This window comes from Volucribacter psittacicida (assembly GCF_004339025.1).
GTDB classification, from domain to species: domain Bacteria; phylum Pseudomonadota; class Gammaproteobacteria; order Enterobacterales; family Pasteurellaceae; genus Volucribacter; species Volucribacter psittacicida.
This window is the reverse complement of sequence record NZ_SMFT01000004.1, coordinates 120,808-147,045: the sequence shown is the minus strand read 5'-3', so window position 1 is coordinate 147,045 and position 26,238 is coordinate 120,808. Positions and strand designations below refer to the sequence as shown.

Here is a 26,238-nt window from a genome sequence, read left to right as displayed (position 1 = left end):
TAAATGAATAATGAAATGAATGGATTTTTATGGAAGAAAATTAAGTGATTTTTCCATTTTAAATAGTTTTCTATACAAAAGAATACAATAATTTTCAAATATTGATTTAAAAAAATTGATTTTCTGTTTGGTACAGGGGATAATAGGCGCTAACTTTTTGAAGTAGTACTTTTAGTTTTTTAGACTTTAAAGTTACTTATTAATTTCAAAAGGCAAAGGGAATCCGATTCAAATGATTAGAGTGGGGTTTGTTAATAAAGTTCAATTTATTACTAGCTTACTTGAAAAATTGATGAGGATGCACAATCAATCGGTTGTGTTTAGGTTTAGCTAATCTCAGCTGATACTTTAAATTTTAGATGACTAATTAAGAGGAACATCAAATGAAAAAAACTGCAATCGCATTAGCCGTTGCTGGTTTAGCAGTAGCATCTGTGGCTCAAGCTGCGCCACAAGCAAATACTTTTTATGTAGGTGCCAAAGCAGGTTGGGCATCTTTCCACGATGGTTTAGAGCAATTCGAAGATCGTGAAGCAGCTTTCGGTACTAAACGTAATTCTGTAACCTATGGTGTATTTGGGGGTTATCAAATTACTGATAACTTCGCGGTAGAAGTAGGTTATGATGATTTTGGTCGCGCTAAATTCACTACTCGTAGTCAAGTGGATTCTAAACACACTAACCATGGTGCGCATGTTAGCTTAAAAGCAAGTTATCCTGTTCTTGAAGGTTTAGATGTTTATGCTCGAGTTGGTGCGGCATTAGTACGTTCAGACTACAAAATTTCTAAAGGGTTTGAAAATGCAGCTGCTTGGGACTATCGTCAACATAGCTTAAGAACTTCTGCAGTATTTGCAGGTGGTTTAGAGTATAATTTACCATCATTACCACAATTAGCATTACGTGTTGAATATCAATGGTTAAATAATGTAGGTAAATTGAAAGATGAAGATGGTAATCGTGTAGATTATCGTCCAGATATCGGTTCTGTAACTGCAGGTTTATCTTACCGTTTCGGTCAAACTCAACAAGCTGTTGCACCTGAAATCGTAACCAAAACTTTTGCGTTTGATTCAGATGTATTATTTGCATTCGGTAAAGCAGACTTAAAAGATAGCTCAGCATCTTCTCTTGACGGTGTTTACAGCGAAATCGCTAAATTCAATGCACCAGTGGTAAATGTTGCTGGTTATACAGACCGTATCGGTTCTGATGCTTATAACTTAAAATTATCACAACAACGTGCTGAAACTGTGGCTAACTACTTAGTATCTAAAGGTGTTGCACCACAAACTATCAGCGCTACTGGTTATGGTAAAGCTAACCCTGTAACTGGCAACACTTGTGATGCCGTTAAAGGTCGTAAAGCATTAATCGCTTGTTTAGCACCAGACCGTCGTGTTGAAGTTTCTGTACAGGGATCTCAAACTGTTGTTATGTAATAACGTTTAGGTCGTAAAAATCCCAGCTTAGGCTGGGATTTTTCATTTCATTGCTTTGTTCTATTTTATTAGAGCCAACCTTTTTGGCGAAATTCTCTTAGTTTATTTGAAACATAAATCATTTCATCGGTAGTACCTACTGAAACTCGGCACCAATCGTTGGCAGGAGGAAATGGACGACCAACTTTAATATTTTCTTCCAACATACGTTGTCTAAACGCTTCAATATCGCCTTTAATTTTATGGAAAACAAAGTTTGTTTCAGATGGAAGGTATTCAATATTTAACTCTTGCAAGGTATTGAGATAAATTTCTCTTGCGCTGTCATTACTTTTTTTACTATAAGCTAAAAAGTCTTTGTCCTGTATAGAGGCTGTTGCAGCTTGAATAGATGGATTAGAAAGGGTTAAAGAATCTAACTCTACATGATCTTGTAGTTGCTTGATTTTATCAGCGACAGCGACTGTATAACCCACACGCATACCTGCCATGGCGTGAATTTTAGAGAAAGTTTTTAGTAGCACCACATTATCCGCCCCTTGTGCAATAAGATAATCAACAGAGCGATAATCTGGGCTATTGACATATTCAGCATAGGCTTCATCTAAGATAAATAAGGTGTCTTTAGGTTTACTGTTAATCCAAGTTTCAATTTCATTTGATTTAATGATTGTTGAAGTTGGATTATTTGGATTTACTAAATAAACAATACTTGGTCCTTGATATTTTGCTACTGCTTCTTGCATACCTTTAAGGTCAATAGACCAGTCTTGAGGATTTGATTTAATTTTAGCAATCTTTAAATTATAGGCCTTAGCAAAATCTTCGCCGTCCCCATAGGTTAATTCTGGAACAACAAATTGCGTACCAGGTGTTGCGTGAGCGGCTATGGCAATGCGAATCGCATCAGAAGAGCCAGCACTAAATAAAATATTTTCCTCTTTTACATTATGACTTTGAGCAATTAAAGCACGCAATGGTTCCGCTTCGGTAAAGCGATAACGGTTACCCGTATTGAGAGCTTCTATTGCGGCGGATTTTGCTTTCGGCGACATTCCTATGGCATTTTCATTATAATGTAACTCTAATAATTTTTGTGGCGTGGGAGGGACAAAGTTTTCACTTAATACCGTTAAGTTATCGTTAATCACTTTATTTGCACTTACTAATGAAGCCACTGAGAGTCCAGCTAATCCTGCTAAACTACTACGTAAAAAATGACGTCGGTTATGATTAAAAGTTTTGTTTTGCATATATTTTTTCCTAAAAGTGAAATATTTATAGTCGTCTCACTTTAAAATAATACAGTCTTGGTGCATTCTGTCTTATTTTAAATTGGAAACGATATTTATCGTTTGAATAACCCTATTGTGTTATCGAAATAAATATTATTTAGATTTTTCTTAAAAGAAAAGCCTTTTTTATTTATTTTCATTCATTGATATGAAATATAAACAAATTCCCTATATTGTTTATTGACCTATAAGAAAGAGAAAGTTACCCTTATGACAAAATATTGGGGAGAAAACTATGAATAAATCCGTATCTATTGTTGGCTTAGGTTGGTTAGGTTTACCTTTAGCGAAACATTTACAGCATTTAGGCTGGCAAGTGAAGGGAAGTAAACGTACCCATGAAGGTGTGGAAGCGATGCGGTTGTTACGCTTAGAAACTTATCATTTAGAGTTAATGCCAGAGATTAATGCAGCACCTGATGATTTGACCCATTTATTTTCTGTGGATGCTTTGGTAATTAATATTCCTCCAAGCCAATATTTTTTTGATATTCAGCAATATGTTATTGGCGTAGAAAATGTGATTCAAGAAGCGGTATTATGCGGAGTACAACATATTATCTTTATCAGCTCCACCTCTGTTTTTCCTAATAAGGCTGGGCGATTTGACGAAAGTATTATGCCTATGCCTGATTCAGAAATTGCCAAAGGGTTACTTGAGATAGAACAACGCTTGCTCAGTTTCCAAAATATTGATGTGGATATTATTCGCTTAGCTGGATTAGTGGGAACAGATCGCCACCCAGTACACAGTTTAAGCCAACGAGAACAAATTAAGCAAGGCAATCAACCTGTGAATTTAGTGCATTTAGATGATTGTGCAAGAGCCATTCAACTATTGTTAGAAACCCCAAGCTATCAACGTTTATATCATTTGGTTGCTCCGATTCATCCTACCAAACAGGCTTATTATCAATATGCCGCACAAAAATTTGGTATAAACTTACCGCCCTTTGTTTGTTCAGCGCAAGATCCACAACGTATTATTGTGGGAGATAAAATTTGCCAAGAGTTAGATTTTGTTTATCAATATCCTGATCCTTATCTTATGATTAGTTGTTAGTAATAAGACTCATTTCACCGCTTATTGGGCGATTTTTAACGTTTCTTTTGTATAAAAAGTAAACTCTCTCGCCATATTGTTATTTTTTACTATAATAGCTCGCCATTGTTATATATAATTCTCGCTATTGTTATAGAATTATCATTTTTTTGTAAAATCAAACTTAGGAAAGCAATATGAAAAATATCGTTGTTGTTGGTGGAGGAGCAGGCGGTTTAGAGCTTGTGACCTTTCTAGGCGATAAACTTGGTGCGAAATCTCGTGCTAATGTTACGCTTATTGATAAAAATTCGACACATCTTTGGAAACCCTTGTTACACGAAGTGGCATCAGGTTCACTTGATGAAGGGGTTGATGCTTTAAGCTATCGGGCTCATGCAAAAAATCACAGTTTTAATTTTGAACAAGGTTCGATCATGAGTATTAATCGTGAGAAAAAATATGTTGAGCTTGCTCCAGTCTATGGTATGGACGGCGATATGATTGTGATTGCACGTCGTATTCCTTATGATTATTTAGTCTTAGCCATTGGTAGTAAATCCAATGATTTCAATACCAAAGGTGTTGAGGAAAATTGTATTTTCCTTGATGGACAAGAACAGGCTTTACGCTTTCAACACAAAATGCTCGAACTTTTCTTAAAATTCTCAGAAAATCGTGCTTTAGATGATATTGGAGAAAGTGAAAGTAAACAACGTTTAGTGGAAGAGGGTAAAGTCAATATTGCCATTGTAGGAGGCGGAGCAACAGGCGTGGAGCTTTGTGCTGAACTTTATCATGCCGCACAGGATTTATCATCTTATGGTTATGGCAAAATTAATAGTGATTGTTTACAGGTTACCTTAGTTGAGGCAGGCAGTCGTTTATTGCCTGCCTTGCCTGAACGTATTTCTCAATCCGTTTTAGCCCAATTAGAGGGCTTAGGGGCGATTGTTAAATTAAATACGATGATTACCGAAGCCAGTGCGAATCAACTTACCACGCGTGATGGCGAAGAGATTAAAGCGGATTTAATTGTTTGGGCGGCGGGGGTAAAAGTGTCTTCGGTTTCGCAACAATTTGATGGCTTAGAGCTTAATCGTATCAATCAAATCCATGTTAAAGACACCTTACAAACCACCGTTGATGACAGTATTTTTGCTATCGGCGATTGTGCGTTCTTAGTGCAAGCAAACGGCAAGCCAGTGCCACCAAGAGCGCAAGCGGCACACCAAATGGCAAAACGTTGTTATAAAAATATTGTGGCATTATTTGATAACAAGAGCTTAAAACCTTTTGTTTACAATGATAAGGGTTCTTTGGTGTCCCTATCTAAGTTTACTGCATTAGGTAATATTGGTAAGGAAGATAAGTCTATGGTGATTGAGGGTAAATTAGCACGTATTGCTTATATTTCCCTTTATCGTATGCACCATCATGCCTTACATGGCTGTTTAAAAACGGGCGTGATGATCTTAATTCGCCGTATTAATCGTTTTATTAAACCAGCCTTAAAATTACATTAATCTCTAATCCTTAAAAGTGCGGTAGACTTTACCGCACTTTTCATTGATAATAAACTCCCTATGCTTAATCGTAAGCAAACGATTGCTTTATGTATTCTTTGATCACTTAATAATAGGAATGAGTATGTCAAACACAATTTTACAACATCTACCGAAAGGACAAAAAGTGGGTATTGCTTTCTCTGGTGGTTTAGATACCAGTGCCGCATTGTTATGGATGAAACAAAAAGGAGCATTACCTTATGCTTATACAGCAAATTTAGGGCAGCCTGATGAAGAAGATTACAATGCCATTCCTCGTAAAGCTATGGAATATGGGGCAGAGAATGCACGCTTAATTGATTGTCGTGCGCAATTAGCACATGAAGGGATCGCCGCTATTCAATGTGGCGCTTTTCATATTTCTACTGGCGGAGCAACCTATTTTAATACCACCCCATTAGGGCGAGCGGTAACAGGAACAATGCTGGTCGCCGCAATGAAAGAAGACGATGTCCATATTTGGGGCGATGGCTCAACCTTTAAAGGTAATGATATTGAACGTTTTTATCGCTATGGCTTATTAACCAATCCTGCATTAAAAATTTATAAACCTTGGCTTGATCAGCAATTTATTGATGAATTAGGCGGACGTTTTGAAATGTCGCAATTTTTAATTGCGAATGGCTTTGATTATAAAATGTCAGTGGAAAAAGCCTATTCTACCGATTCTAATATGCTGGGTGCGACTCACGAGGCGAAAGATCTGGAAGAATTAAGCACAGGTATCAAAATTGTTAAGCCAATTATGGGCGTCGCATTCTGGGACGAAAATGTGCAAATTGAGGCAGAAACCGTTACAGTTCGCTTTGAAGAAGGCGTACCAGTGGCATTAAATGGTAAAACCTTTAGCGACCACGTAGCATTATTTTTAGAGGCAAATCACATTGGTGGTCGCCATGGCTTGGGTATGTCTGACCAAATTGAAAACCGTATCATTGAAGCAAAATCACGGGGTATTTATGAAGCCCCAGGAATGGCATTATTGCATATTGCCTATGAACGTTTAATCACAGGTATTCATAATGAAGATACCATTGAACAATACCGCATTAACGGCTTGCGTTTAGGACGTTTATTGTATCAAGGACGTTGGTTTGATCCACAAGCATTAATGTTGCGTGAATCCACTCAACGTTGGGTCGCGAAAGCAATTACTGGCGAAGTAACCTTAGAATTACGCCGTGGTAATGATTATTCCATTTTAAATACCGAATCTCCTAACCTCACTTACGCCTCAGAGCGTTTAAGTATGGAAAAAGTGGAAGATGCACCATTTGATCCTCTTGATCGTATCGGGCAATTAACCATGCGTAATTTAGATATTGTTGATACTCGTGGCAAATTAGGCATTTATTCGCAAGTGGGATTATTAACCAGCGATAAAGACAGCATCTTGCCAAAATTAGAAAGTAAATAAAAAATGATTTAAAAATAGACCGCACTTATACTTAGCCTAGTAAAGTGCGGTTTGTTTTAGCAAAATTTTTAACCTTATTAATCATCGGAGTGAAAATGACAACCTTATTTGAACAGGCAAAACCTCGAACTAAAGCCCCTTACCGTTTTGACATTGTCGGCAGTTTTTTGCGCCCAGAAGCGATTAAACAAGCCCGCCAACAATGTGCTTGTGGTGATATTTCTTGCTCAGAATTGACAGATATTGAAGATAAAGAAATTGCCAAACTCGTTGAAAAACAAAAGCAAGTGGGCTTACATGCGGTTACCGATGGCGAATTTCGCCGCACCTTTTGGCATATGGATTTTTTAGCGGCATTAAGTGGCGTAGAAGAAATTGAGGCAGAAAAATTTTCAGTACAATTTAAACATCATAGTGTCAGACCCAAAACCCTAAAAATTGTAGATAAAGTGGCTTTTCCTGATGATCACCCATTTTTAGCCCATTACCGTTCATTACAGCAAATTGCCGGGGATTATCCTGTTAAATTTACCATTCCTTCCCCTTCTATGTTGCACCTTATTTGTACAGTGAGAGAAACGGATTATCAACCCATTGCACGCTATGCGGACAATCATCAACAGTTATTAACGGATATTGCTGAAAGTTATAAAGTAGCGATCCAAAAGTTTTATGAGCTAGGTTGTCGCAATTTACAGCTTGATGATACCAGCTGGGGCGAATTGTGTTCCGAAGAGAAAAGAGCAGCTTATCAGCAACGAGGCATTGATTTAGACCAATTAGCTAAGGACTATGTGGCAATGGTTAATCAAGCCATTGCGGATCGCCCAGCGGATATGGCGATTACCATGCATATTTGCCGTGGTAATTTCCGCTCCACTTGGTTTTCTTCTGGTGGCTATGAGCCAGTGGCAGAGCAGTTATTTGGGCATTGTGATGTAGATGGCTTTTTCTTAGAGTACGACAGCGACCGTTCTGGCGACTTTAAACCGCTACGTTTCATTAAAAATCAACAAGTAGTATTAGGTTTAGTGACCTCAAAAAGCGGTGAGTTAGAAGATAAAGCCGAAATTATTAAGCGCATCAAAGAAGCAGCACAATATGTGGATATTAATCAACTTTGTTTAAGCCCACAATGCGGCTTTGCCTCCACCGAAGAAGGCAATATCCTAACGGAACAGCAACAATGGGATAAATTAAACTTTATTCGAGAAATCGCCGAAGAAGTGTGGGGAAAAAACGCATAGAAAAAACAAAACGTGGCTTTAATGCCACGTTTTTTGTTTGTTATGGTTGTTTTGCTTTAAACTAATATGTGTTGACATACCTCGCCGTATTTTTTGTACAGTACTCAGCGTTCTGTTCTCCCTTGAATTCTTTCAAATGGAAGAAGCCTTGTATTGTAAATAAGAGTAAATCTTTCACTTTTTTTCTCAGATCTCATTGTGTAAGTCATAAAAGTTGAGTATATGTTAATTCTCCCTAGAGGAGATTTAGGGATAACACAACATCATTAACAATAACTCAAAATGTAAGGGGATTATTTATGAAAAAATTATTTAAATATACCTTAGTGTCGGCATTAGCTATGGGAGCGTTGTCTGTGCAGGCTCAAGAGAAATTTATTACCATTGGGACTGGTGGGCAAACAGGGGTGTATTATGTGGTTGGGCAATCTATTTGCCAGTTGGTTAATCGTGATACAGCAAAAACGCAAGTAAAATGTAATGCACCATCTACCGGGGGATCGGTAGGGAATTTAAATTCTATTGCCGCTCAACAAATGGATATGGGGATTGCACAATCGGATTGGCAATATCATGCTTATCATGGTACAAGTTCCTTTGAAGGCAAGAAAAATGATAAGTTGCGTGCGATCTTTTCGTTACATGCAGAACCTTTTACCTTGATGGCTCGTGATGATGCGGGTATTCAATCTTTTGATGATTTAAAAGGTAAACGTGTGAATGTGGGCGATCCTGGTTCAGGTACGAGAGCAACCATGAATGTGATTCTTGCGGCAAAAGGCTGGACTGATAAAGAGTTTAAAGTTGCTTCTGAATTGAAACCAGCGGAAATGGCTTCGGTTATGTGTGATAACAATTTAGATGCTATTACCTATAATGTGGGGCATCCAAATGGTGCATTAAAAGAAGCAGCCGCTTCTTGTGATGTGCATTTGGTGCCTGTGACTGGCGAGGCTATTGATAAATTAGTTGCGGATCATTCTTATTATGCGAAAGCCATTATTCCTGGTGGATTATATAAGGGAAGTGATGAGCCTGTTGAGAGTTTTGGGGTGTATGCCACATTAGTGACTTCTGCTGATGTTGATGATGATAAAGTTTATGCGGTGGTTAAGGCGGTATTTGATAACTTTGATCGTTTTAAACGTTTGCACCCCGCTTTTGCTCATTTAAAAGAGCAAGATATGATTAAGAATGCCTTATCTGCCCCGCTACATGATGGTGCAGTGCGTTATTATAAAGAACGTGGTTGGATTCAATAATTCTTTTTCCTCGTGATCAAAGGCAGTTTGTCTGCCTTATTTCATTATTTTATTAATATTCTTATGAATTATGATAATTCATTGCGTTAGATTATTTTGTCGGAGGAAATATGTCGGCAACAACGAAAAAAGTTGATTATGATGATTTACAAGATATGGTGGCTTCAAATGATTCAGGTGGGCGTAATCCTACGGGGTTAAGCAAAAGAATTATTGTTGTTACTGCAATATTATGGTCAATTTTTCAACTTTATTATACTTCACCTTTCCCTTTTTGGTTGCAAGAGGTGCTAAGAGATTGGGGCATTAATTTAAATGTGGTCATTGATGATACCAAAGCACGTTCTATTCATCTTGCTTTTGCGTTATTTCTTGCTTACCTTTCTTTTCCCGCCTTTGCTACCTCGCCTAAACATCGTGTTCCTTATCAAGATTGGTTATTTGCCACCTTAGGGGCATTTTTAGGGGCTTATTATATTTTCTTCTATGAAGGGCTAGTTACTCGTTTTGGTGCACCTAATACACAGGATATTTTAGCGGGCTGTTTAGGTATTATTTTATTACTTGAGGCTTGTCGCCGCAGTTTAGGATTGCCTTTAGTGATTATTGCCTCAGTTTTCTTACTCTATAACTTTTTTGGGCAATATTTACCCACTAACTGGTTGATAAGCCATCGTTCGGGATCTTTGTCACAAATTATTAATCAGCAATGGATAACGACCGAAGGGGTGTTTGGTGTTGCTTTGGGCGTATCTACCAAATATGTTTTCCTTTTTGTGCTATTTGGTGCTTTATTGGATAAAGCGGGAGCGGGAAATTATTTTATTAAGACTGCTTTTGCTTATTTAGGGCATTTAAGTGGTGGGCCGGCAAAAGCGGCGGTGGTTTCTTCTGCATTGACTGGGCTGGTATCAGGATCTTCCATTGCCAATGTGGTAACCACAGGGACTTTTACCATTCCTATGATGAAACGGGTCGGCTTTACCCCAGAAAAAGCAGGGGCAGTGGAAGTGGCTTCCTCGGTGAATGGGCAAATTATGCCACCTGTTATGGGGGCAGCGGCATTTTTGATGATTGAATATGTCAATATGCCTTATAGCCAATTAATTACTCACGCTTTTTTACCTGCGTTTATTTCTTATCTTGCCTTGGTGTATATTGTGCATTTAGAGGCTTGTAAAATGGGATTAAGAGGTTTGGAGCGTACTGATCCGCCTCGTCCAATGTTAGTAATGTTGATCCGTACCTTGGCGAATTTCTTAATTATTTGTGTGTTGTATTTTGCCCTTGAGTTTACCTTGGGCTGGATAAAACAGTTTTTCCCTGATTTTTCTTTTGCCATTGTTTGTATCTTATTGGCACTTGTCTATTTATTATTATTACGTCGAGTAGCCAGCTTCCCTGACTTAGAACCTGATGATCCTAATGCAAAAATCGTGAAATTACCTTCCGCCAAACCAACGGTAAATGCAGGCTTACATTATCTCTTACCTGTGGTGGTTTTACTTTGGTGTTTAATGATTGAACGTATGTCGCCGGGCTTATCTGCTTTCTGGGGAACAATGGCGTTAATGGTTATTTTACTTACTCAGCGTCCATTATTAAGTTTTTTCCGTCAAGATCAAACCGATAAAAGCCAATTATTTAAACAAGGCGTAACGGAATTTATTGATGGTTTAGAGGCTGGTGCGAGAAATATGATCGGTATTGGTATCGCCACCGCAACCGCTGGGATTATTGTGGGCGTGGTTGCTTTGACAGGTTTCGGCGTTCAGCTATCAGGCATTATTGAAATGTTATCAATGGGTAATATTTTATTAATGTTAATCTTGGTTGCCGTTTTTAGTTTGATTTTAGGTATGGGCTTGCCAACAACCGCCAATTATATTGTGGTGTCTTCCTTAATGGCATTGGTTATTGTGGAAGTAGGTCGCCAAAACGGATTAATTGTGCCACTCATTGCTGTGCATTTATTTGTCTTCTATTTTGGCATTATGGCAGATGTAACGCCACCAGTGGGGCTTGCCTCTTTTGCGGCAGCGGCTATTTCTGGCGGTAGCCCGATAAAAACAGGGGTAGAAGCGTTTTATTATAGCCTAAGAACCGCTATTTTACCTTTCTTGTTTATTTTTAATACAGATCTATTGCTGATTGATGTTGGTTGGGCAAAAGGTATTTTAGTCTTTATTACGGCGACAGCAGGAATATTAGTCTTTACCGCCGCAACAATGCGATATTTCTTCACCAAAAATAAACTTTGGGAAACATTGGTACTTATTGTGGCTGCTTTTATGTTATTCCGCCCAGGCTTCTTTATGGAATATATTTCGCCATCAGAACGTCATATTGAGCCGATCCAATTTGAACAAGAATTGGCGACGTTACCTGTGGGAGAGCAAATTAAGCTGGAAGTATCAGGTTTAAATCCTTATGGTAAAGAAATCACTTTCTATACCCAATTAGCTGTACCTAAAGGAGAAAATGCGGAACAGCGTTTACAAGCCTTAGGCTTAATGTTGTTAGATACGGGCGAGAAAATAACGGTTGAGGGTAAATCCATAGAAAAGATCTTAATTGATAATGTAGAAATTGATTCCCCAGCGGCTAAAGCAGGCTTAAACTGGGATCAAACTATTCTTGATGTGGCGTTACCACAACCAGCCTTGGCGAAAGAATGGATATTTATTCCAGCATTCTTATTGGTTGCTGGTGTTATGCTAAATCAACGCCGTAGAATAAAAGGCAAATAAGTGAAAGTGCGGTTATTTTTCAGAAAATTTTATTAAAAATGACCGCACTTTTCCCATTTTGATCACAAAGGATAAATCATTATGTACCGCAAATTATTACTCGTGATTGATTTAAACAATCAAGATACCGCAAAATATGTGGTGGATACCGCTTTACAATTAACAGAAAAAGTCGCTGATCCTATTTTTCGTGTGGTAACCATTGTAGAGCCTGTTGATGATAGTTTTATTTCGGCATTTTTACCGAAAAATTTTGATAAATCTTTAGTAGAAGAAGTCAATAAGGCATTACACCAATTTACTCAGCAACATTTTCCAGCGCAAGCGAAAGTGCAGCATATTGTTGCCCATGGCACCATTTATGAAGAAATTAACCGTATTGCGGAAGAAAAAGATATTGAATTAATCTTAATGTTAGCCAGTAGCCAACCTGATATGGCAGGGTTAAGCAGTAATACGAGGCGTGTAGCCAAATATGGTAATAAGCCCGTATTAATCCTGAAATAAATGGGTGTCGTGATAATAAACAGAACCTAAAATAGCGTATAATATAGTCGTTCCACTTTAAAATAATACAGCGTTGGCACGCCTCGCCGTACTAATTGTACTGTCTTCGGCGTGCCGCCTTGTCTTATTTTAAATTGAAATGACTACAATGCAGTTTATTGATAAATTAAGGATTAATTGACATGAATAACATTATTACGGTAGATGGTCCGAGCGGTGCTGGAAAAGGGACATTATGTTATGCCTTAGCACAAAAATTAGGCTTTGCCTTGTTAGATAGCGGAGCGATTTATCGTGTTACGGCGTTAGCCGCATTAAAAAAAGCCATTGATCTTGCCGATGAAACACAGCTGGCACAGTTAGCCAGTGAGCTAGATATTCAATTTTTAGCGGAGCAAGGGGAAGTTAAAGTCTTACTTGATGGGCAAGATGTCAGTGCAGAAATTCGCACGCAACCTGTGGCGGAAGCGGCATCAAAAGTGGCGGTTTTTGCACAAGTTCGGGCGGCATTATTGCAACGACAACGCGATTTTGCTCGTAATAACGGGCTTATTGCCGATGGGCGTGATATGGGAACAGTGGTTTTTCCAGAAGCCTCTGTGAAATTGTTTTTGGACGCAAGTGCGGAAGAAAGGGCGAAAAGACGCCTTAAACAGTTGCAAAGTAAAGGAATTAATGGTAACTTTAGCCAGATTTTAGCCGAGATAAAAGAACGTGATTTGCGTGATAGAAATCGGGCGGTTGCACCGCTTATCCCTGCGCAAGACGCTTTGTTGCTAGATTCAACAACCTTATCTATAGAACAAGTTGTTGAACAAGCCTTAGCCTATATTGCTCAGAAGCTAAAATTATAATAGGGTTTTGTTTATTCAAGGAATGAATAAACGATTGTGATCAACCCCACTTTTAAGGGAATTAAAGTGGTCGTTATTTGTATAAATTTAGAAGATTAATTATGTCAGAATCTTTTGCTCAACTATTTGAAGAATCATTAAAAGAACTTGAAACTCGTCAAGGTTCAATCGTTAGCGGTACTGTTGTTGCTATTCAAAAAGGCTTTGTGCTTGTTGACGCAGGTTTAAAATCTGAATCAGCGATCCCTGTAGAAGAGTTTTTAAATGCTCAAGGTGAATTAGAAGTTCAAGTGGGCGATGTGGTCAATGTGGCTTTAGACGCTGTGGAAGATGGTTTCGGTGAAACTAAACTTTCTCGTGAAAAAGCCGTACGCCATGAGTCTTGGATTGAATTAGAAAAAGCATACGAAGAACAGGCTACTGTTGTCGGTTTAATCAACGGTAAAGTGAAAGGTGGTTTCACAGTTGAGCTAAACGGTGTGCGTGCATTCTTACCGGGTTCATTAGTTGATACACGTCCAGTGCGTGATACCTTACATTTAGAAGGTAAAGAATTAGAATTCAAAGTTATCAAACTTGATCAAAAACGTAACAATGTTGTTGTTTCTCGTCGTGCAGTGATCGAGTCTGAAAATAGCCAAGATCGTGAAGAAGTATTAGCGAGCCTAGCGGAAGGTGCAGAAGTTAAGGGTACAGTGAAAAACTTAACAGATTACGGTGCTTTCGTTGATTTAGGTGGCGTTGATGGTTTATTACATATCACAGATATGGCTTGGAAACGTGTTAAACATCCAAGTGAAATCGTTAATGTTGGCGATGAAATTACTGTTAAAGTATTAAAATTTGACAAAGATCGTACTCGTGTTTCTTTAGGCTTAAAACAATTAGGTCAAGATCCTTGGATTGCGATTGCAGAAAATCACCCAGTTGGTAGCAAATTAACAGGTAAAGTTACTAACTTAACCGATTATGGTTGTTTCGTAGAAATTTTAGACGGTGTTGAAGGTTTAGTTCACGTGTCTGAAATGGATTGGACAAACAAAAACATTCACCCATCTAAAGTGGTTAGCTTAGGTGATGAAGTTGAAGTGATGGTATTGGAAATCGATGAAGAGCGTCGTCGTATTTCTTTAGGTTTAAAACAATGCAAACCAAATCCATGGCAACAATTCGCTGAAACCCATAATAAAGGCGATAAAGTTGAAGGAAAAATTAAATCTATCACTGACTTCGGTATCTTTATCGGCTTAGAAGGCGGTATTGATGGTTTAGTACATTTATCTGATATTTCTTGGAATGTACCAGGCGAAGAAGCTGTTCGTAACTACAAAAAAGGCGATGAAGTTGCCGCTGTTGTGTTACAAGTTGATGCAGTGAAAGAGCGTATTTCTTTAGGTATTAAACAGCTTGAAGAAGATCCATTTAATAACTTTGTTGCAGCTAACAAAAAAGGTGCAGTATTAACGGCAAAAGTTGTTGAAGCCGATGCTAAAGGTGCTAAAGTTGAATTAGAAGGTGGCGTAGAAGGTTATATTCGTGCGGCTGACTTAACTAGCGAAGTAAATGCTGGTGATGAAGTTGAAGCGAAATATACTGGTCTTGATCGTAAAGCAAGAATCGTTCACTTATCTGTTCGTGCTAAAGATCAAGCGGAAGAAGCGGCAGCAGTTGCTAATGTGAATAAGCAAGAAGATGTTGCTATTCCAAATGCAATGGCTGAAGCCTTTAAAGCAGCGAAAGGCGAATAATTTTTAGCGAAATATGGTGAGAGTTTTCTCACCATATTTATTTTTATAATAAGGTTTATAGTTTTTTGGCTTAATTATGTTTTACTGGTTAAAATAATACCGTCTTGTCTTATCTTGTTTTAGCTTAATAATAAAAGCGTAGTTAATCTAAATGGCTATTTGCCTCGTTTAAAAAATAGTAGGGGATCATTATGACCAAATCAGAACTTATAGCAAATTTAATTGATAAAAACCCAGAGATCAATATGAAAGATGTTGAATTATCCGTTAAGGAAATGGTTGATCAAATGGCAGCGGCATTAGAAAAGGGAAATCGTATTGAAATTCGTGGATTTGGGAGTTTTTCCTTACATTTTCGTCAACCTCGCATTGGACGAAACCCAAAAACAGGTGAACAAGTTAAATTAGAGTCTAAATATGTTCCTCATTTCAAAGCTGGAAAAGAGTTAAGGGAACGTGTTGATTTATAATTTTTTAATTTAAACGACACTTTTATGTGTCGTTTTGTTTTTCTAAAAATTTTGCTATAACCCATTGGGGATTTTTGGCATAATGGACAGTGCAATTTGGGATTAAAGAGGTAAAGAACCAATGTTAAAGTATATTTTAGGCTTGATTATTGTTTTAGGTATCGTTTTAGTGGCTGTCACTATCGGTGCGAATAATGATCAAATTATTACGTTTAATTATTTAATCGCACAACAACAATTTCAATTATCCACATTAGTTGCAATATTATTTGGCTTTGGATTAATTCTTGGTTGGTTAATTACAGGCTTTTTCTATCTAAAATTAAAGTTCAAAAATCTTACCCTACAACGTCAAGTCAAACGTCAAGCACAACAAATTAGTGAATTAACAGCAGTACGTAAGGCTGAATAAGATGCTTGAATTACTGTTTCTGCTTTTGCCGATAGCGGTTGCCTATGGTTGGTATATGGGGCATCGTAGTGCAAAAAAAGATCAGGAAGATATGAGTAATAAAATCTCTCGTGATTATGTTACGGGAGTCAATCTTTTACTTTCAAACCAGCAGGAAAAGGCAGTCGATCTCTTTTTAGCAATGTTGCAAAAGCAACAATCAGAAAATGAAATTGATACAGGTTCCCGCTTTGAGGCGGAATTGACGTTAGGTAATCTGTTTCGTTCTCGCGGTGAAGTGGATCGTGCTTTACGTATTCATCAAGCCTTAGATCGTAGTCCGGATTATAGTTTTGAACAAAAACTACTTGCCAAACAACAGCTTGCAAAGGATTTTCTTACTGTCGGTTTTTATGATCGTGCGGAAAACCTCTATATTTTATTGGTTGATGAGCCTGAGTTTGCAGAGGGGGCATTACAACAATTAGCCCGTATTTATCAAAAAACCAAAGAATGGAAAAAAGCCATTAATGTGGCAGAAAAACTTGCTGTACTTGTCCCAAAAACGAATAATATTGAACTTGCTCATTATTATTGTGAATACGCATTTAGTTTATTTGAACAGCAACCAAAACAGGCTGAGCAGTTATTGCAATCGGCCTTGCAGGTATCAAAGTCTTGTGCCAGAGCATCAATGTTATTAGCCAAATTGGCGATTAATCGACAAGATTATCAAAGTGCGGTGCAATATTTAGAAAATATTTTGTCGCAAAATGCGGATTATATTGGTGAAGCATTAAATGATCTAAAATATTGTTATCAACAATTACAACAAATGGAAAATTTTGAATTATTCCTTATTCGAGCAAGTCAGCAATGTGCAAATAGCGAGGTAATACTTGCTTTGACGGATTTAATTGAAGAAAAAGATGGCAAATCGGCTGCCCAAGCAAAACTTTATCAACAACTTAATCGTTTACCTAGTATGAATTTATTTTACCGCTTTATCCAATATCAAATTGATGAAGCAGAAGCGGGAAGCGGGAAGGAAAGTTTAATTTTATTACATAATATGGTCAACGAACGCATTAAACAGAACTTTGCTTATCATTGTACAAATTGCGGTTATCGTAGCCATAAATTAATGTGGTACTGCCCATCTTGTCGCCAATGGGAAAGCATTAAACCAATACAAACTATAGAAAATTAGTCTTAAATTCAGGGGTAAATTATGACGAGCAAAATTATCGTAGCACTCGATTATGAAACAGAGCGTGAAGCCTTAACGCTTGTGGATCAAATTGATCCAAGTTTATGTCGTTTAAAAGTTGGCAAAGAAATGTTTACCACTTTAGGTACCGATTTTATTAAGCAATTACATAAACGCCATTTTCAAGTTTTTCTTGATCTCAAATACCACGATATTCCAAATACAGTAGCAAGAGCGGTACGCTCTGCCGCAGATTTGGGGGTCTGGATGGTGGATTTACACGCCAGCGGTGGTTTGCGTATGATGGAAACCGCTAAACAAATTTTAGAACCTTATGGCAAAGATGCGCCTTTATTAATTGCGGTAACGGTATTAACCAGTATGGAAGATGTGGATTTATTGCAAATTGGTATCAATACTTCACCAATGGAACAAGTCATTCGCTTAGCCAGATTATGCCAGCGAGCAGAATTAGATGGCGTAGTTTGTTCGCCACAAGAAGTCGCCATTTTGCGTGAACAATGCGGTGCTGATTTTAAATTGGTTACACCGGGAATTCGCCCAGAAGGCAGTGATGTTGCCGATCAACGTCGTGTGATGACGCCTAAAGAGGCTGTTCAAGCGGGATCAGATTATTTAGTTATTGGACGTCCTATTACCCAATCAGCGGATCCTGTTGCAGTATTGAAGAAAATTAATCAATCATTAAATGATAGTTGCTCACTTTAAAATGATACGGCGTTAGCACGCCTTGTTGTACTCTTTGTACAGTTTTCGGCGTGCTATCTTGCCTATTTAAAATTGGAAAGGCGATAATAGTCTATATAAAGGGATAATGATGACAAATGAACTCGTTTATTCTACGGAAATCGGCAGGATAAAAACACAAAAACCTCAACCAGAAAGACCAAAGACAGATGGCATTGTACGAATTCAACGCCAAGTTAGTGGGCGAAAAGGCAATGGGGTGAGTGTGATTACAGGGCTTGATCTAACAGAAAGCGAGCTACAAAAACTTGCTTCAGAGCTAAAGAAACGTTGTGGCTGCGGAGGGGCGGTAAAAGGTTTTAACATTGAAATTCAAGGTGAAAAACGTGAACTTTTAAAGCAACTTTTGGAACAAAAAGGCTTTAAGGTAAAATTAGCAGGGGGTTAATTATATTCCCCTTTATTGATTAAATCATATTTAATTTTTTGTTTTTATTTTGTTCAAGTTACTGATTTTGATTAATTTAGGGTAATATTTTATCTTTTCCTATGATAAAAACTAGACAGCGTCAGTAATTAATGGTAACTTTAGCCCAGTTAAAAACTTACCTAACCAATTCTTTAATATTAACAATCATTAATCAACTCAATAATCCTCAATTATGAATCTTACAGAATTAAAAAATACACCAGTTCCAGAGCTTGTGAAAATTGGTGAAGAACAAATGGGCTTGGAAAACTTAGCTCGTTTACGTAAACAAGACATTATTTTTGCAATTTTAAAACAGCACGCTCAAAGTGGTGAAGATATTTTTGGGCAAGGGGTGTTGGAAATTTTACCTGATGGTTTTGGTTTCTTACGTTCAAGCGATAGCTCTTATTTGGCTGGCCCTGATGATATTTATGTATCGCCGAGCCAAATTCGTCGTTTTAATTTGCGTACTGGCGACACCATTGAGGGCAAAATTCGTCCGCCGAAAGAGGGAGAGCGTTATTTTGCTTTATTAAAAGTAGATCGGGTCAATGATGACCGTCCAGAAGTTTCTCGTAGTAAAATCCTTTTTGAAAACTTAACACCATTACACGCCAATGATCGTTTGCGTATGGAGCGTGGTAATGGTTCAACAGAAGATTTAACCGCACGTATTTTAGATTTAGCTTCGCCGATTGGTAAAGGACAGCGTGGTTTGATTGTGGCACCGCCGAAAGCGGGGAAAACCATGTTAATTCAAAATATTGCCCAAAGCATTACCCATAATTACCCTGAATGTGTGTTAATGGTCTTACTCATTGATGAACGTCCTGAGGAAGTAACTGAAATGCAACGCTCAGTGAAAGGGGAGGTGATTGCTTCAACCTTTGATGAGCCTGCATCTCGCCATGTTCAAGTCGCCGAAATGGTGATTGAGAAAGCCAAGCGTTTGGTGGAGCATAAGAAAGATGTTGTGATTTTGTTGGATTCTATTACGCGTTTAGCTCGTGCTTATAATACGGTAACACCAGCCTCGGGAAAAATTTTATCAGGGGGGGTTGATGCCAATGCCTTACATCGTCCTAAGCGTTTCTTTGGGGCGGCTCGTAATGTGGAAGAGGGCGGTAGCTTGACCATTATTGCCACTGCCTTAGTGGATACAGGATCAAAAATGGACGAAGTGATCTTTGAAGAGTTTAAAGGTACAGGGAATATGGAATTACATCTTTCTCGTAAAATCGCAGAAAAACGTGTGTTCCCTGCTATTGACTTTAATCCATCAGGTACTCGTAAAGAGGATCTGCTTACTACGCCAGAAGAATTACAAAAAATGTGGATCTTGCGTAAAATTCTTAATCCTATGGGTGAAGTGGAAGCCATTGAGTTCTTAATTGACAAGTTAATGATGGCGAAAACCAATGATGAATTTTTTGAGATTATGAAACGTTCTTAACTTCTCTTCTTTGATGGGCGAGCTTCTCGCCCATTTTTGTTTCGCTTTTTTGTTATAAAAAATTTCGCTAAAATAGACCGCACTTTTTTATTTATCAAGGATTTGTTATGGCTCAACCGCGTTTTGTTCATTTGCGTGTACATAGTGATTTTTCTATGGTTAATGGCATTACCAAAGTAAAACCTTTGGTGAAAACCTGTGTAGAAAATAATATGGTGGCAATGGCATTAACGGATTTTACCAATTTTTGTGGTTTGGTTCGCTTTTATGGCGAGGCATTATCCGCAGGGATTAAACCCATTATTGGTACGGATGTGTTGGTTAAAAGTGAATTATTGGGCGATGAGCTATTTGAATTAACCTTGTTGGCGAAAAATAATCAGGGTTATCACAATATTATTATGTTGTTGTCTAAGGCTTATCAACGTGGTTATACGGATTTGCCTTATATTGATCAGCAATGGCTGGTGGAACATCGTGAGGGGATTATTATTCTCTCTGGTGGACGTATGGGCGATGTGGGCAAGAAATTATTAAAAAATAATTTGCAAGATGTACAAAGTGCGGTGCGTTTTTATCAAGAATTTTTTCCTGATCATTTTTATTTGAGCCTTAGCCGTACAGGTCGCCCAGAAGAAGAAATCTATATCCAAGAGGCGTTAGCCTTAGCCAAGCAACATCAATTACCTGTGGTGGCAACCAATGATGTGTGCTTTTTGCAATCGGAGGATTTTGAGGCACATGAAATTCGGGTGGCGATTCACGATGGTTTTACCCTTGATGATCCTAAACGTCCTAAATTATACAGTAATCAACAATATTTCCGTTCAGAACAGGAAATGTGCCAGCTTTTTGCCGATATACCTTCGGCGTTAGAAAATACCTTGTTAATTGCTCAACGCTGTAATGTGACTATTCGTTTAGGAGAATATTTTTTACCTCAATTCCCTACAGGCGAGCTGACAACGGAAGACTTTTTGATTAAGAAATCTCGTGAAGGCTTGGAAGAACGTTTAGCCTTTTTATTTCCTGATGAAAAAGAGCGGTTAGCAAAACGAAAAGATTATGATGATCGCTTACAAGTAGAACTTGATGTGATCAACCAAATGGGCTTTCCGGGTTACTTTTTGATTGTAATGGAGTTTATTCAATGGTCAAAAGATAACCATATCCCTGTTGGTCCTGGGCGTGGTTCGGGGGCGGGTTCCTTGGTAGCTTATGCCTTAAAAATTACTGATTTAGATCCCCTAGAATTTGATTTGCTTTTTGAGCGTTTCTTAAATCCTGAGCGGGTTTCTATGCCCGATTTTGATGTAGATTTCTGTATGGACGGGCGGGATAGGGTTATTGAGCACGTTGCAGAAATGTATGGACGTGATGCGGTATCGCAAATTATTACTTTTGGTACAATGGCGGCAAAAGCGGTAATTCGTGATGTGGGGCGAGTATTAAGCCATCCTTATGGTTTTGTGGATCGTATTGCAAAATTAGTGCCAGCCGATCCCGGTATGACCTTAGCTAAAGCCTTTGAGGCAGAGCCACAGTTACAAGTGGTCTATGATTCTGACGAGGAAATCAAAGAATTAATTGATATGGCGAGAAAGCTCGAGGGGGTCGTGCGTAATGCGGGTAAACACGCAGGGGGCGTGGTAATTTCACCAACGACCATTACTGATTTCTCGCCAATCTATTGCGATGCGGAGGGAAAACACCCCGTTACCCATTTTGATAAAAATGATGTGGAATATGCGGGATTAGTGAAGTTTGACTTCTTGGGCTTGCGTACCTTAACCATTATCAAATGGGCATTGGATATGGTCAACGAACGTTTAAGCAAAGAGGGCAAGCCCTTAGTGGATATTAATGCCATTGCGTTAGATGATGAAGCCTCGTTTAAGCTATTATTAAATGCAGAAACAACGGCGGTATTCCAGCTAGAATCTCGAGGTATGAAAGATTTGATTAAGCGGTTAAAACCCGACTGCTTTGAGGATATTATCGCTTTGGTGGCGTTATTCCGTCCCGGTCCTTTGCAATCAGGTATGGTGGATAATTTTATTCGTCGCAAACATGGCGAGGAAGAAATTTCTTATCCTGATGCGGAATACCAACACCCATCATTACAGCCCATTCTTGAACCCACTTATGGCATTATTTTATATCAAGAGCAAGTGATGCAAATTGCTCAGGTGCTAGCAGGTTATACCCTTGGTGGTGCGGATTTATTACGTCGTGCTATGGGGAAGAAAAAGCCTGAAGAAATGGCAAAACAGCGTTCTGTTTTTGAAGCTGGGGCGATCAAGAATGGGATTGATGGCAACCTTGCCATGAAAATCTTTGACTTAGTGGAGAAATTTGCCGGCTATGGCTTTAATAAATCCCACTCAGCAGCTTATGCTCTGGTCTCTTACCAAACCTTATGGCTCAAAGCCCATTATCCTGCGGAGTTTATGGCGGCGGTAATGACCTCGGAAATGCACAATACCGAAAAAATTGTGGGGTTATATGATGAATGTTTGCGAATGAAACTCAAGGTGTTACCGCCGGATATTAATCGTGGTAAATACCATTTTAGTGTCAATGATAATGGCGAAATTGTCTATGGTATTGGGGCGATTAAGGGGGTTGGCGAAGGGCCTATTGAAGAGCTTATTACCGCACGAGAAAAGGGCGGTGTATTTAAGGATTTATTTGATCTTTGTGCCAGAATTGACCTAAGAAAAATCAATCGTCGCACCTTTGAAAATCTTATTTTAGCGGGGGCGTTTGATAAACTTGGCCCACATCGTGCCGCCCTATCCAAAAATCTGGAAGATGCGTTAAAAGCCTCCGATCAGCATGCTAAAGATGCAGCCATTGGGCAACAGGATATGTTTGGTGTATTAACGGAGTCCCCTGAGGACGTAGAAATTGCTTATGCACATACGCCAAAATGGTCGGAAAAAGTGATTTTAGATGGAGAACGAGAAACCTTAGGGCTATATTTTACGAATCATCCCATTAGCCGTTTGCTCAAAGAACTTTCCCATTATAGCCCTGTGCGCCTAAAAGATTTAGCACCGAATTATCGTGGACAATTAACTACTGTCAGTGGCTTGTTAGTGAATGTTCGCTTTGCGGTTACGAAAAAAGGCAACCGATTAGGAATTGCCACCCTTGATGACCGTTCAGGACGGTTAGATATTACCCTCTTTGGCGAAGCCCTAGATAATTTTGCCGAGAAGTTGCAAAAGGATACGGTGGTAATTGCCACAGGGCAAGTGAGCTTTGACGAATTTACCCAAGGGCTAAAAATGACGGTACGAGAATTAATGACCCTCGATGAAGCCCGTAGCCGTTACGCAAAAAGTTTAGCCATCTGCCTTACTGAACAGCAAATTACCCCAGCGTTTATTAAGCAATTTAAGCCCATTATTCAACCTTATAGCGAAGGAACATTACCTATCCATATTTATTATCAAAGTTCACAGGGGCGAGCATTAATCAAATTAGGTATTCAATGGTATATTCGCCCTACTGATGAATTATTGACACAGTTAGAAAATATGCTGGGAGAAAATGCCGTTGAGTTGGAGTTTGAATAGTATAGTTGTTCCAATTAAAAATAGGATAAAGAGGTATGTTGATATTGTTAAAGTGCGGTGGGTTTTTGAATTATAATTTCCCTACTCTAAAACGCTAAGGCGTGCCATTATTGACACGCCTTAATGATTATTCTGACAAAAGTATTAAGCAAAACAAGGCGTTACCCCAGCACAACCTAATGTGCCATCGTCTTCTAATTCTTTTTCAATGCCTTCAACTTCTCGGATTTTTTCGCCATCTTTAAAAAACACGAAACCGCCGTGTTTCATTTTGGTCCAAGTTTCATTTTTAGTTAGTGGAAAGGTAGAAATAATGGTGACTTTATCCCCCTCCTTGGCATAATCATTAAAATCAATGACACCATCATCATCAATGCGTTGTGCCTTACCAAAAGGGGCTTGGCGAGTAATATAATGCAAGTTGGTTGAGCAATGAGCAATTAGCCATTCGCCATTAGAAAGCATAAAGTTAAAGGTGCCACGATGCACTAACTCTTGGGTAATCTCCTGAATTGCCTGAAAAATCTCTTCTTCGCTTGGCTTTTTACGATAGCGTTTTTTTAATTCCTCGGCGATATAACAAAAGGCGGTTTCGGAATCCGTTGTGCCAATGGGTTGGCATAAACTTTCGCTCATATCGGGTAAACTTTTTAAATTACCATTATGAGCAAACACCCAGTTTTCGCCCCAGATTTCACGAATAAAAGGATGGGTATTTTCTAAATTTACATCGCCTTGGGTGGCTTTACGAATATGGGCAATCACATTTAAAGATTTAATATGATATTGCTTTACACAATCTGCAATGGGTGAATTATGCCCCGGTTTATCATCACGGAAAACACGCACACCTTTACCTTCAAAAAAAGCGATCCCAAAACCATCGGAGTGGGTATCAGTTAGCCCCGCACGACGACGAAAGCCCTCAAAGGAAAAGACAATATCCGTTGGCGTATTACAATTCATTCCTAATAATTGACACATAATAGACCTAAATAAATAACCACATAATTATTGTTGATTTAACACGATAATTTCATTAATTTCAATATTTATTCGCATAATTTTTAGATAGAAATGCTACATTACATAACCAAATTAACTATAGCTGTCCCATAAGATCTTATTCTGTTTTGTCATTTTGATGATTTGATGTTAAGGTTTCAACTTTTATCGTTTGATCAAATAAATTCACACCGCCTTTTACCCCAAAATCAAGGGTAGTCACATTATAGGCTAAGCTAATATTTTGTTCATCAAAACAGCGTTTTAACTGCATAATTGCTTGGCTTTTTATTTCCAAATATTCTTCGTAACCGTTAAAATCCGCCCAAAAATCCAGCATAAAATTAAAGGTTGAGCTGCCGATATCGGTAAAATAAAAATGAATGTCTTTTTTGTTAATCACAAAATCCCAACGATTGGCTAGAGCGAGCGCTGTTGATTTTACTTTTTCTAGGTCATCGCCATAGGACACACCACTACGAATAACCACACGCTTTTTCTTTAAATTGGAATAGTTAAAAAATTCGCCGCTGTAGATTAATTGGTTAGGAATTAAGGCGGTTTCGCCCTCAAGGGTTTCAAGGCTTACGGTGACTAAGCCAACATTACGCACTTTGCCAATCGTGCCTTTAATATTGACCCAATCGTGAATTTTAAAGGGTTGTTCCGATTTTATTAATAAGCCGGAAAAGGCATTGGAAGCAATATCTTTAAAGGCAAAACCAGCGATAATGCCCACAATGCCTGCCCCAGCTAATAAATGGGTAAGAAAAGAGGCGAGATGTAAAATTTCTAACGCAAGCAAAATCCCCATAAACCAGATAAAACTAAATACCGCCATAGAAAAGAGTTGAGCCAAGCGTTGATTTTTTGGGAAAAAACGTTGATAGAATAAGATACTGGCACGGCGTAAGGTGCGCGCCAATAGCCCAAATAAGAGGAGGACTAAAATGGCGGCCACAAAATTGGGCAACATACTAATTGCCCAAATTTTCCAGCCAGCAAGGTTGTTACTGATTAAGGCTAAGGATTGTTCGGAAAACATAGTTACCTCAATGGGGGTAAGATAGTTGATTGATGTTATAGCTGTTTCATCTTTTGATGATCAGCGTTGGTATAGCATACTGAGATTTATGAAAAAATAAAGAAAAAAGCACCGCACTTTTGTGAAGCGCGGGGAGATTTCGCTCTTATTATCCTCTCCCCATTTTAAATGAATCCCCTTTTATTTTGTTAGCATATTGAGAAATAATTGCAGAATGTTGAGATCGGACGTTAATTCAGGGTGGAAAGCACAGGCTAATAGCTTGCCTTGTTTAGCTAAAACAGGATTTCCCTCAAATTCCGCTAAAATTTCTACCTTATTCTTATCAAGGCTTTTAATGTAAGGAGCACGGATAAATACCGCAGGCACAGGCTGAGAAAGCCCCTTGACCCTAAGATCCGTTTGAAAGCTGTCCACTTGTCGTCCAAAACCATTGCGTTGTACCACAATATCCATCAAATTAAGATGACTTGGTTCATCGTTCATCAGCTGTTTCGCTAGCAGGATCATACCGGCACAAGTGCCGAAAATCCCCTTGCCCTGATGAGCAAATTGTTGAATGGCTTCAATAAAACCATATTGACGCATTAAGCGACCAATGGCGGTACTTTCGCCGCCAGGTAATACCAATCCATCAAGTGCGGTCAGGTTTTCCACTGTTTTTACGGCAATGGCATTGGCTCCAAGTTGTTGAATTTGTTGTAAATGTTCACTTACAGCGCCTTGCAATGCTAAGACGCCAATGGTGAGTTGTGCATTTGTTTTCAT

21 protein-coding genes are annotated in these 26,238 nt (G+C 38.5%); 17 read left to right on the top strand and 4 right to left on the bottom strand.

From position 1 onward, the window contains the following. Positions 1 to 383 precede the first annotated feature (383 nt). The gene (ompA, locus tag EV694_RS08755) at positions 384 to 1,442 is read left to right on the top strand and encodes a porin OmpA (protein ID WP_132691601.1); all 1,059 of its coding nucleotides are present in this window, start codon (positions 384 to 386) and stop codon (positions 1,440 to 1,442) included. Positions 1,443 to 1,510: 68 nt separating this feature from the next. On the opposite strand, the gene EV694_RS08750 is transcribed toward ompA, so the two are convergent. Next, the gene (locus EV694_RS08750; RefSeq protein WP_132691599.1) at positions 1,511 to 2,695 is read right to left on the bottom strand and encodes a pyridoxal phosphate-dependent aminotransferase; all 1,185 of its coding nucleotides are present in this window, start codon (positions 2,693 to 2,695) and stop codon (positions 1,511 to 1,513) included. Between the two features lie 277 nt (positions 2,696 to 2,972). Here EV694_RS08750 and EV694_RS08745 point away from each other — a divergent pair, with 277 nt between their 5' ends. The 16 genes from EV694_RS08745 to dnaE all read left to right on the top strand — a co-directional run bounded on the left by EV694_RS08745 (position 2,973) and on the right by dnaE (position 23,420). Further along, positions 2,973 to 3,800, top strand: coding sequence for an SDR family oxidoreductase (locus tag EV694_RS08745; protein ID WP_132691597.1), 828 nt, complete (start codon positions 2,973 to 2,975; stop codon positions 3,798 to 3,800). A 176-nt stretch (positions 3,801 to 3,976) separates the two neighbouring features. Beyond that, positions 3,977 to 5,305, top strand: coding sequence for an NAD(P)/FAD-dependent oxidoreductase (locus tag EV694_RS08740; RefSeq protein ID WP_132691595.1), 1,329 nt, complete (start codon positions 3,977 to 3,979; stop codon positions 5,303 to 5,305). A gap of 124 nt (positions 5,306 to 5,429) precedes the next feature. Continuing rightward, a complete protein-coding gene (gene argG / locus EV694_RS08735; RefSeq protein WP_132691593.1) occupies positions 5,430 to 6,764 on the top strand; it encodes an argininosuccinate synthase in 1,335 nt (444 codons plus the stop codon). Positions 6,765 to 6,859: 95 nt separating this feature from the next. Then, positions 6,860 to 8,011 (top strand): 5-methyltetrahydropteroyltriglutamate--homocysteine S-methyltransferase, encoded by a 1,152-nt coding sequence (locus tag EV694_RS08730; RefSeq protein WP_132691591.1) that lies wholly within the window; start codon positions 6,860 to 6,862, stop codon positions 8,009 to 8,011. Positions 8,012 to 8,310: 299 nt separating this feature from the next. After that, positions 8,311 to 9,273: a TAXI family TRAP transporter solute-binding subunit gene (locus EV694_RS08725; RefSeq protein ID WP_132691589.1), complete on the top strand. Its 963-nt coding sequence runs from the start codon at positions 8,311 to 8,313 to the stop codon at positions 9,271 to 9,273. 110 nt (positions 9,274 to 9,383) lie between these two features. Then, positions 9,384 to 12,023, top strand: a complete 2,640-nt coding sequence (locus EV694_RS08720; protein ID WP_132691587.1) for a TRAP transporter permease — start codon at positions 9,384 to 9,386, stop codon at positions 12,021 to 12,023. Positions 12,024 to 12,104: 81 nt separating this feature from the next. Beyond that, positions 12,105 to 12,530 carry a universal stress protein gene (locus tag EV694_RS08715; protein WP_132691585.1) on the top strand — a complete coding sequence of 142 codons (426 nt, stop codon included), beginning with the start codon at positions 12,105 to 12,107 and terminating at the stop codon, positions 12,528 to 12,530. 182 nt (positions 12,531 to 12,712) lie between these two features. Next, on the top strand, positions 12,713 to 13,384 hold the full coding sequence (gene cmk, locus EV694_RS08710) for a (d)CMP kinase (RefSeq protein ID WP_132691583.1): 672 nt from the start codon (positions 12,713 to 12,715) through the stop codon (positions 13,382 to 13,384). 101 nt (positions 13,385 to 13,485) lie between these two features. Then, complete coding sequence (gene rpsA / locus EV694_RS08705; RefSeq protein WP_132691581.1) at positions 13,486 to 15,132, top strand: 30S ribosomal protein S1; 1,647 nt, start codon at positions 13,486 to 13,488, stop codon at positions 15,130 to 15,132. A 191-nt stretch (positions 15,133 to 15,323) separates the two neighbouring features. After that, on the top strand, positions 15,324 to 15,602 hold the full coding sequence (locus EV694_RS08700; protein WP_132691579.1) for an integration host factor subunit beta: 279 nt from the start codon (positions 15,324 to 15,326) through the stop codon (positions 15,600 to 15,602). 121 nt (positions 15,603 to 15,723) lie between these two features. Then, positions 15,724 to 16,014, top strand: a complete 291-nt coding sequence (locus tag EV694_RS08695) for a LapA family protein (RefSeq protein ID WP_132691577.1) — start codon at positions 15,724 to 15,726, stop codon at positions 16,012 to 16,014. A 1-nt stretch (position 16,015) separates the two neighbouring features. Continuing rightward, positions 16,016 to 17,203, top strand: a complete 1,188-nt coding sequence (lapB, locus tag EV694_RS08690; protein ID WP_132691575.1) for a lipopolysaccharide assembly protein LapB — start codon at positions 16,016 to 16,018, stop codon at positions 17,201 to 17,203. A 21-nt stretch (positions 17,204 to 17,224) separates the two neighbouring features. Beyond that, entirely contained in the window at positions 17,225 to 17,932 is a 708-nt protein-coding gene (gene pyrF / locus EV694_RS08685) for an orotidine-5'-phosphate decarboxylase (RefSeq protein ID WP_132691573.1), read from the top strand. 106 nt (positions 17,933 to 18,038) lie between these two features. After that, entirely contained in the window at positions 18,039 to 18,359 is a 321-nt protein-coding gene (gene yciH, locus EV694_RS08680) for a stress response translation initiation inhibitor YciH (protein WP_207859816.1), read from the top strand. 214 nt (positions 18,360 to 18,573) lie between these two features. Next, positions 18,574 to 19,836, top strand: a complete 1,263-nt coding sequence (rho, locus tag EV694_RS08675) for a transcription termination factor Rho (protein WP_132691569.1) — start codon at positions 18,574 to 18,576, stop codon at positions 19,834 to 19,836. A gap of 107 nt (positions 19,837 to 19,943) precedes the next feature. Next, entirely contained in the window at positions 19,944 to 23,420 is a 3,477-nt protein-coding gene (gene dnaE, locus EV694_RS08670) for a DNA polymerase III subunit alpha (protein WP_132691567.1), read from the top strand. Between the two features lie 144 nt (positions 23,421 to 23,564). Here dnaE and EV694_RS08665 read toward each other — a convergent pair whose 3' ends face one another. From EV694_RS08665 to pdxT, 3 genes are all read right to left on the bottom strand, one after another. Then, on the bottom strand, positions 23,565 to 24,404 hold the full coding sequence (locus tag EV694_RS08665) for a class II glutamine amidotransferase (protein ID WP_132691565.1): 840 nt from the start codon (positions 24,402 to 24,404) through the stop codon (positions 23,565 to 23,567). A 139-nt stretch (positions 24,405 to 24,543) separates the two neighbouring features. Next, on the bottom strand, positions 24,544 to 25,470 hold the full coding sequence (locus tag EV694_RS08660; RefSeq protein WP_132691563.1) for a mechanosensitive ion channel family protein: 927 nt from the start codon (positions 25,468 to 25,470) through the stop codon (positions 24,544 to 24,546). A gap of 180 nt (positions 25,471 to 25,650) precedes the next feature. Next, positions 25,651 to 26,238 (bottom strand): pyridoxal 5'-phosphate synthase glutaminase subunit PdxT, encoded by a 588-nt coding sequence (pdxT, locus tag EV694_RS08655; RefSeq protein ID WP_132691561.1) that lies wholly within the window; start codon positions 26,236 to 26,238, stop codon positions 25,651 to 25,653.

Bases quoted from the DNA above. Each gene is read 5' to 3' on its own strand.
- ompA (WP_132691601.1), top strand. From the start codon at position 384: ATGAAAAAAACTGCAATCGCATTAGCCGTTGCTGGTTTAGCAGTAGCA.
- EV694_RS08750 (WP_132691599.1), bottom strand. From the start codon at position 2,695: ATGCAAAACAAAACTTTTAATCATAACCGACGTCATTTTTTACGTAGT.
- EV694_RS08745 (WP_132691597.1), top strand. From the start codon at position 2,973: ATGAATAAATCCGTATCTATTGTTGGCTTAGGTTGGTTAGGTTTACCT.
- EV694_RS08740 (WP_132691595.1), top strand. From the start codon at position 3,977: ATGAAAAATATCGTTGTTGTTGGTGGAGGAGCAGGCGGTTTAGAGCTT.
- argG (WP_132691593.1), top strand. From the start codon at position 5,430: ATGTCAAACACAATTTTACAACATCTACCGAAAGGACAAAAAGTGGGT.
- EV694_RS08730 (WP_132691591.1), top strand. From the start codon at position 6,860: ATGACAACCTTATTTGAACAGGCAAAACCTCGAACTAAAGCCCCTTAC.
- EV694_RS08725 (WP_132691589.1), top strand. From the start codon at position 8,311: ATGAAAAAATTATTTAAATATACCTTAGTGTCGGCATTAGCTATGGGA.
- EV694_RS08720 (WP_132691587.1), top strand. From the start codon at position 9,384: ATGTCGGCAACAACGAAAAAAGTTGATTATGATGATTTACAAGATATG.
- EV694_RS08715 (WP_132691585.1), top strand. From the start codon at position 12,105: ATGTACCGCAAATTATTACTCGTGATTGATTTAAACAATCAAGATACC.
- cmk (WP_132691583.1), top strand. From the start codon at position 12,713: ATGAATAACATTATTACGGTAGATGGTCCGAGCGGTGCTGGAAAAGGG.
- rpsA (WP_132691581.1), top strand. From the start codon at position 13,486: ATGTCAGAATCTTTTGCTCAACTATTTGAAGAATCATTAAAAGAACTT.
- EV694_RS08700 (WP_132691579.1), top strand. From the start codon at position 15,324: ATGACCAAATCAGAACTTATAGCAAATTTAATTGATAAAAACCCAGAG.
- EV694_RS08695 (WP_132691577.1), top strand. From the start codon at position 15,724: ATGTTAAAGTATATTTTAGGCTTGATTATTGTTTTAGGTATCGTTTTA.
- lapB (WP_132691575.1), top strand. From the start codon at position 16,016: ATGCTTGAATTACTGTTTCTGCTTTTGCCGATAGCGGTTGCCTATGGT.
- pyrF (WP_132691573.1), top strand. From the start codon at position 17,225: ATGACGAGCAAAATTATCGTAGCACTCGATTATGAAACAGAGCGTGAA.
- yciH (WP_207859816.1), top strand. From the start codon at position 18,039: ATGATGACAAATGAACTCGTTTATTCTACGGAAATCGGCAGGATAAAA.
- rho (WP_132691569.1), top strand. From the start codon at position 18,574: ATGAATCTTACAGAATTAAAAAATACACCAGTTCCAGAGCTTGTGAAA.
- dnaE (WP_132691567.1), top strand. From the start codon at position 19,944: ATGGCTCAACCGCGTTTTGTTCATTTGCGTGTACATAGTGATTTTTCT.
- EV694_RS08665 (WP_132691565.1), bottom strand. From the start codon at position 24,404: ATGTGTCAATTATTAGGAATGAATTGTAATACGCCAACGGATATTGTC.
- EV694_RS08660 (WP_132691563.1), bottom strand. From the start codon at position 25,470: ATGTTTTCCGAACAATCCTTAGCCTTAATCAGTAACAACCTTGCTGGC.
- pdxT (WP_132691561.1), bottom strand. From the start codon at position 26,238: ATGAAAACAAATGCACAACTCACCATTGGCGTCTTAGCATTGCAAGGC.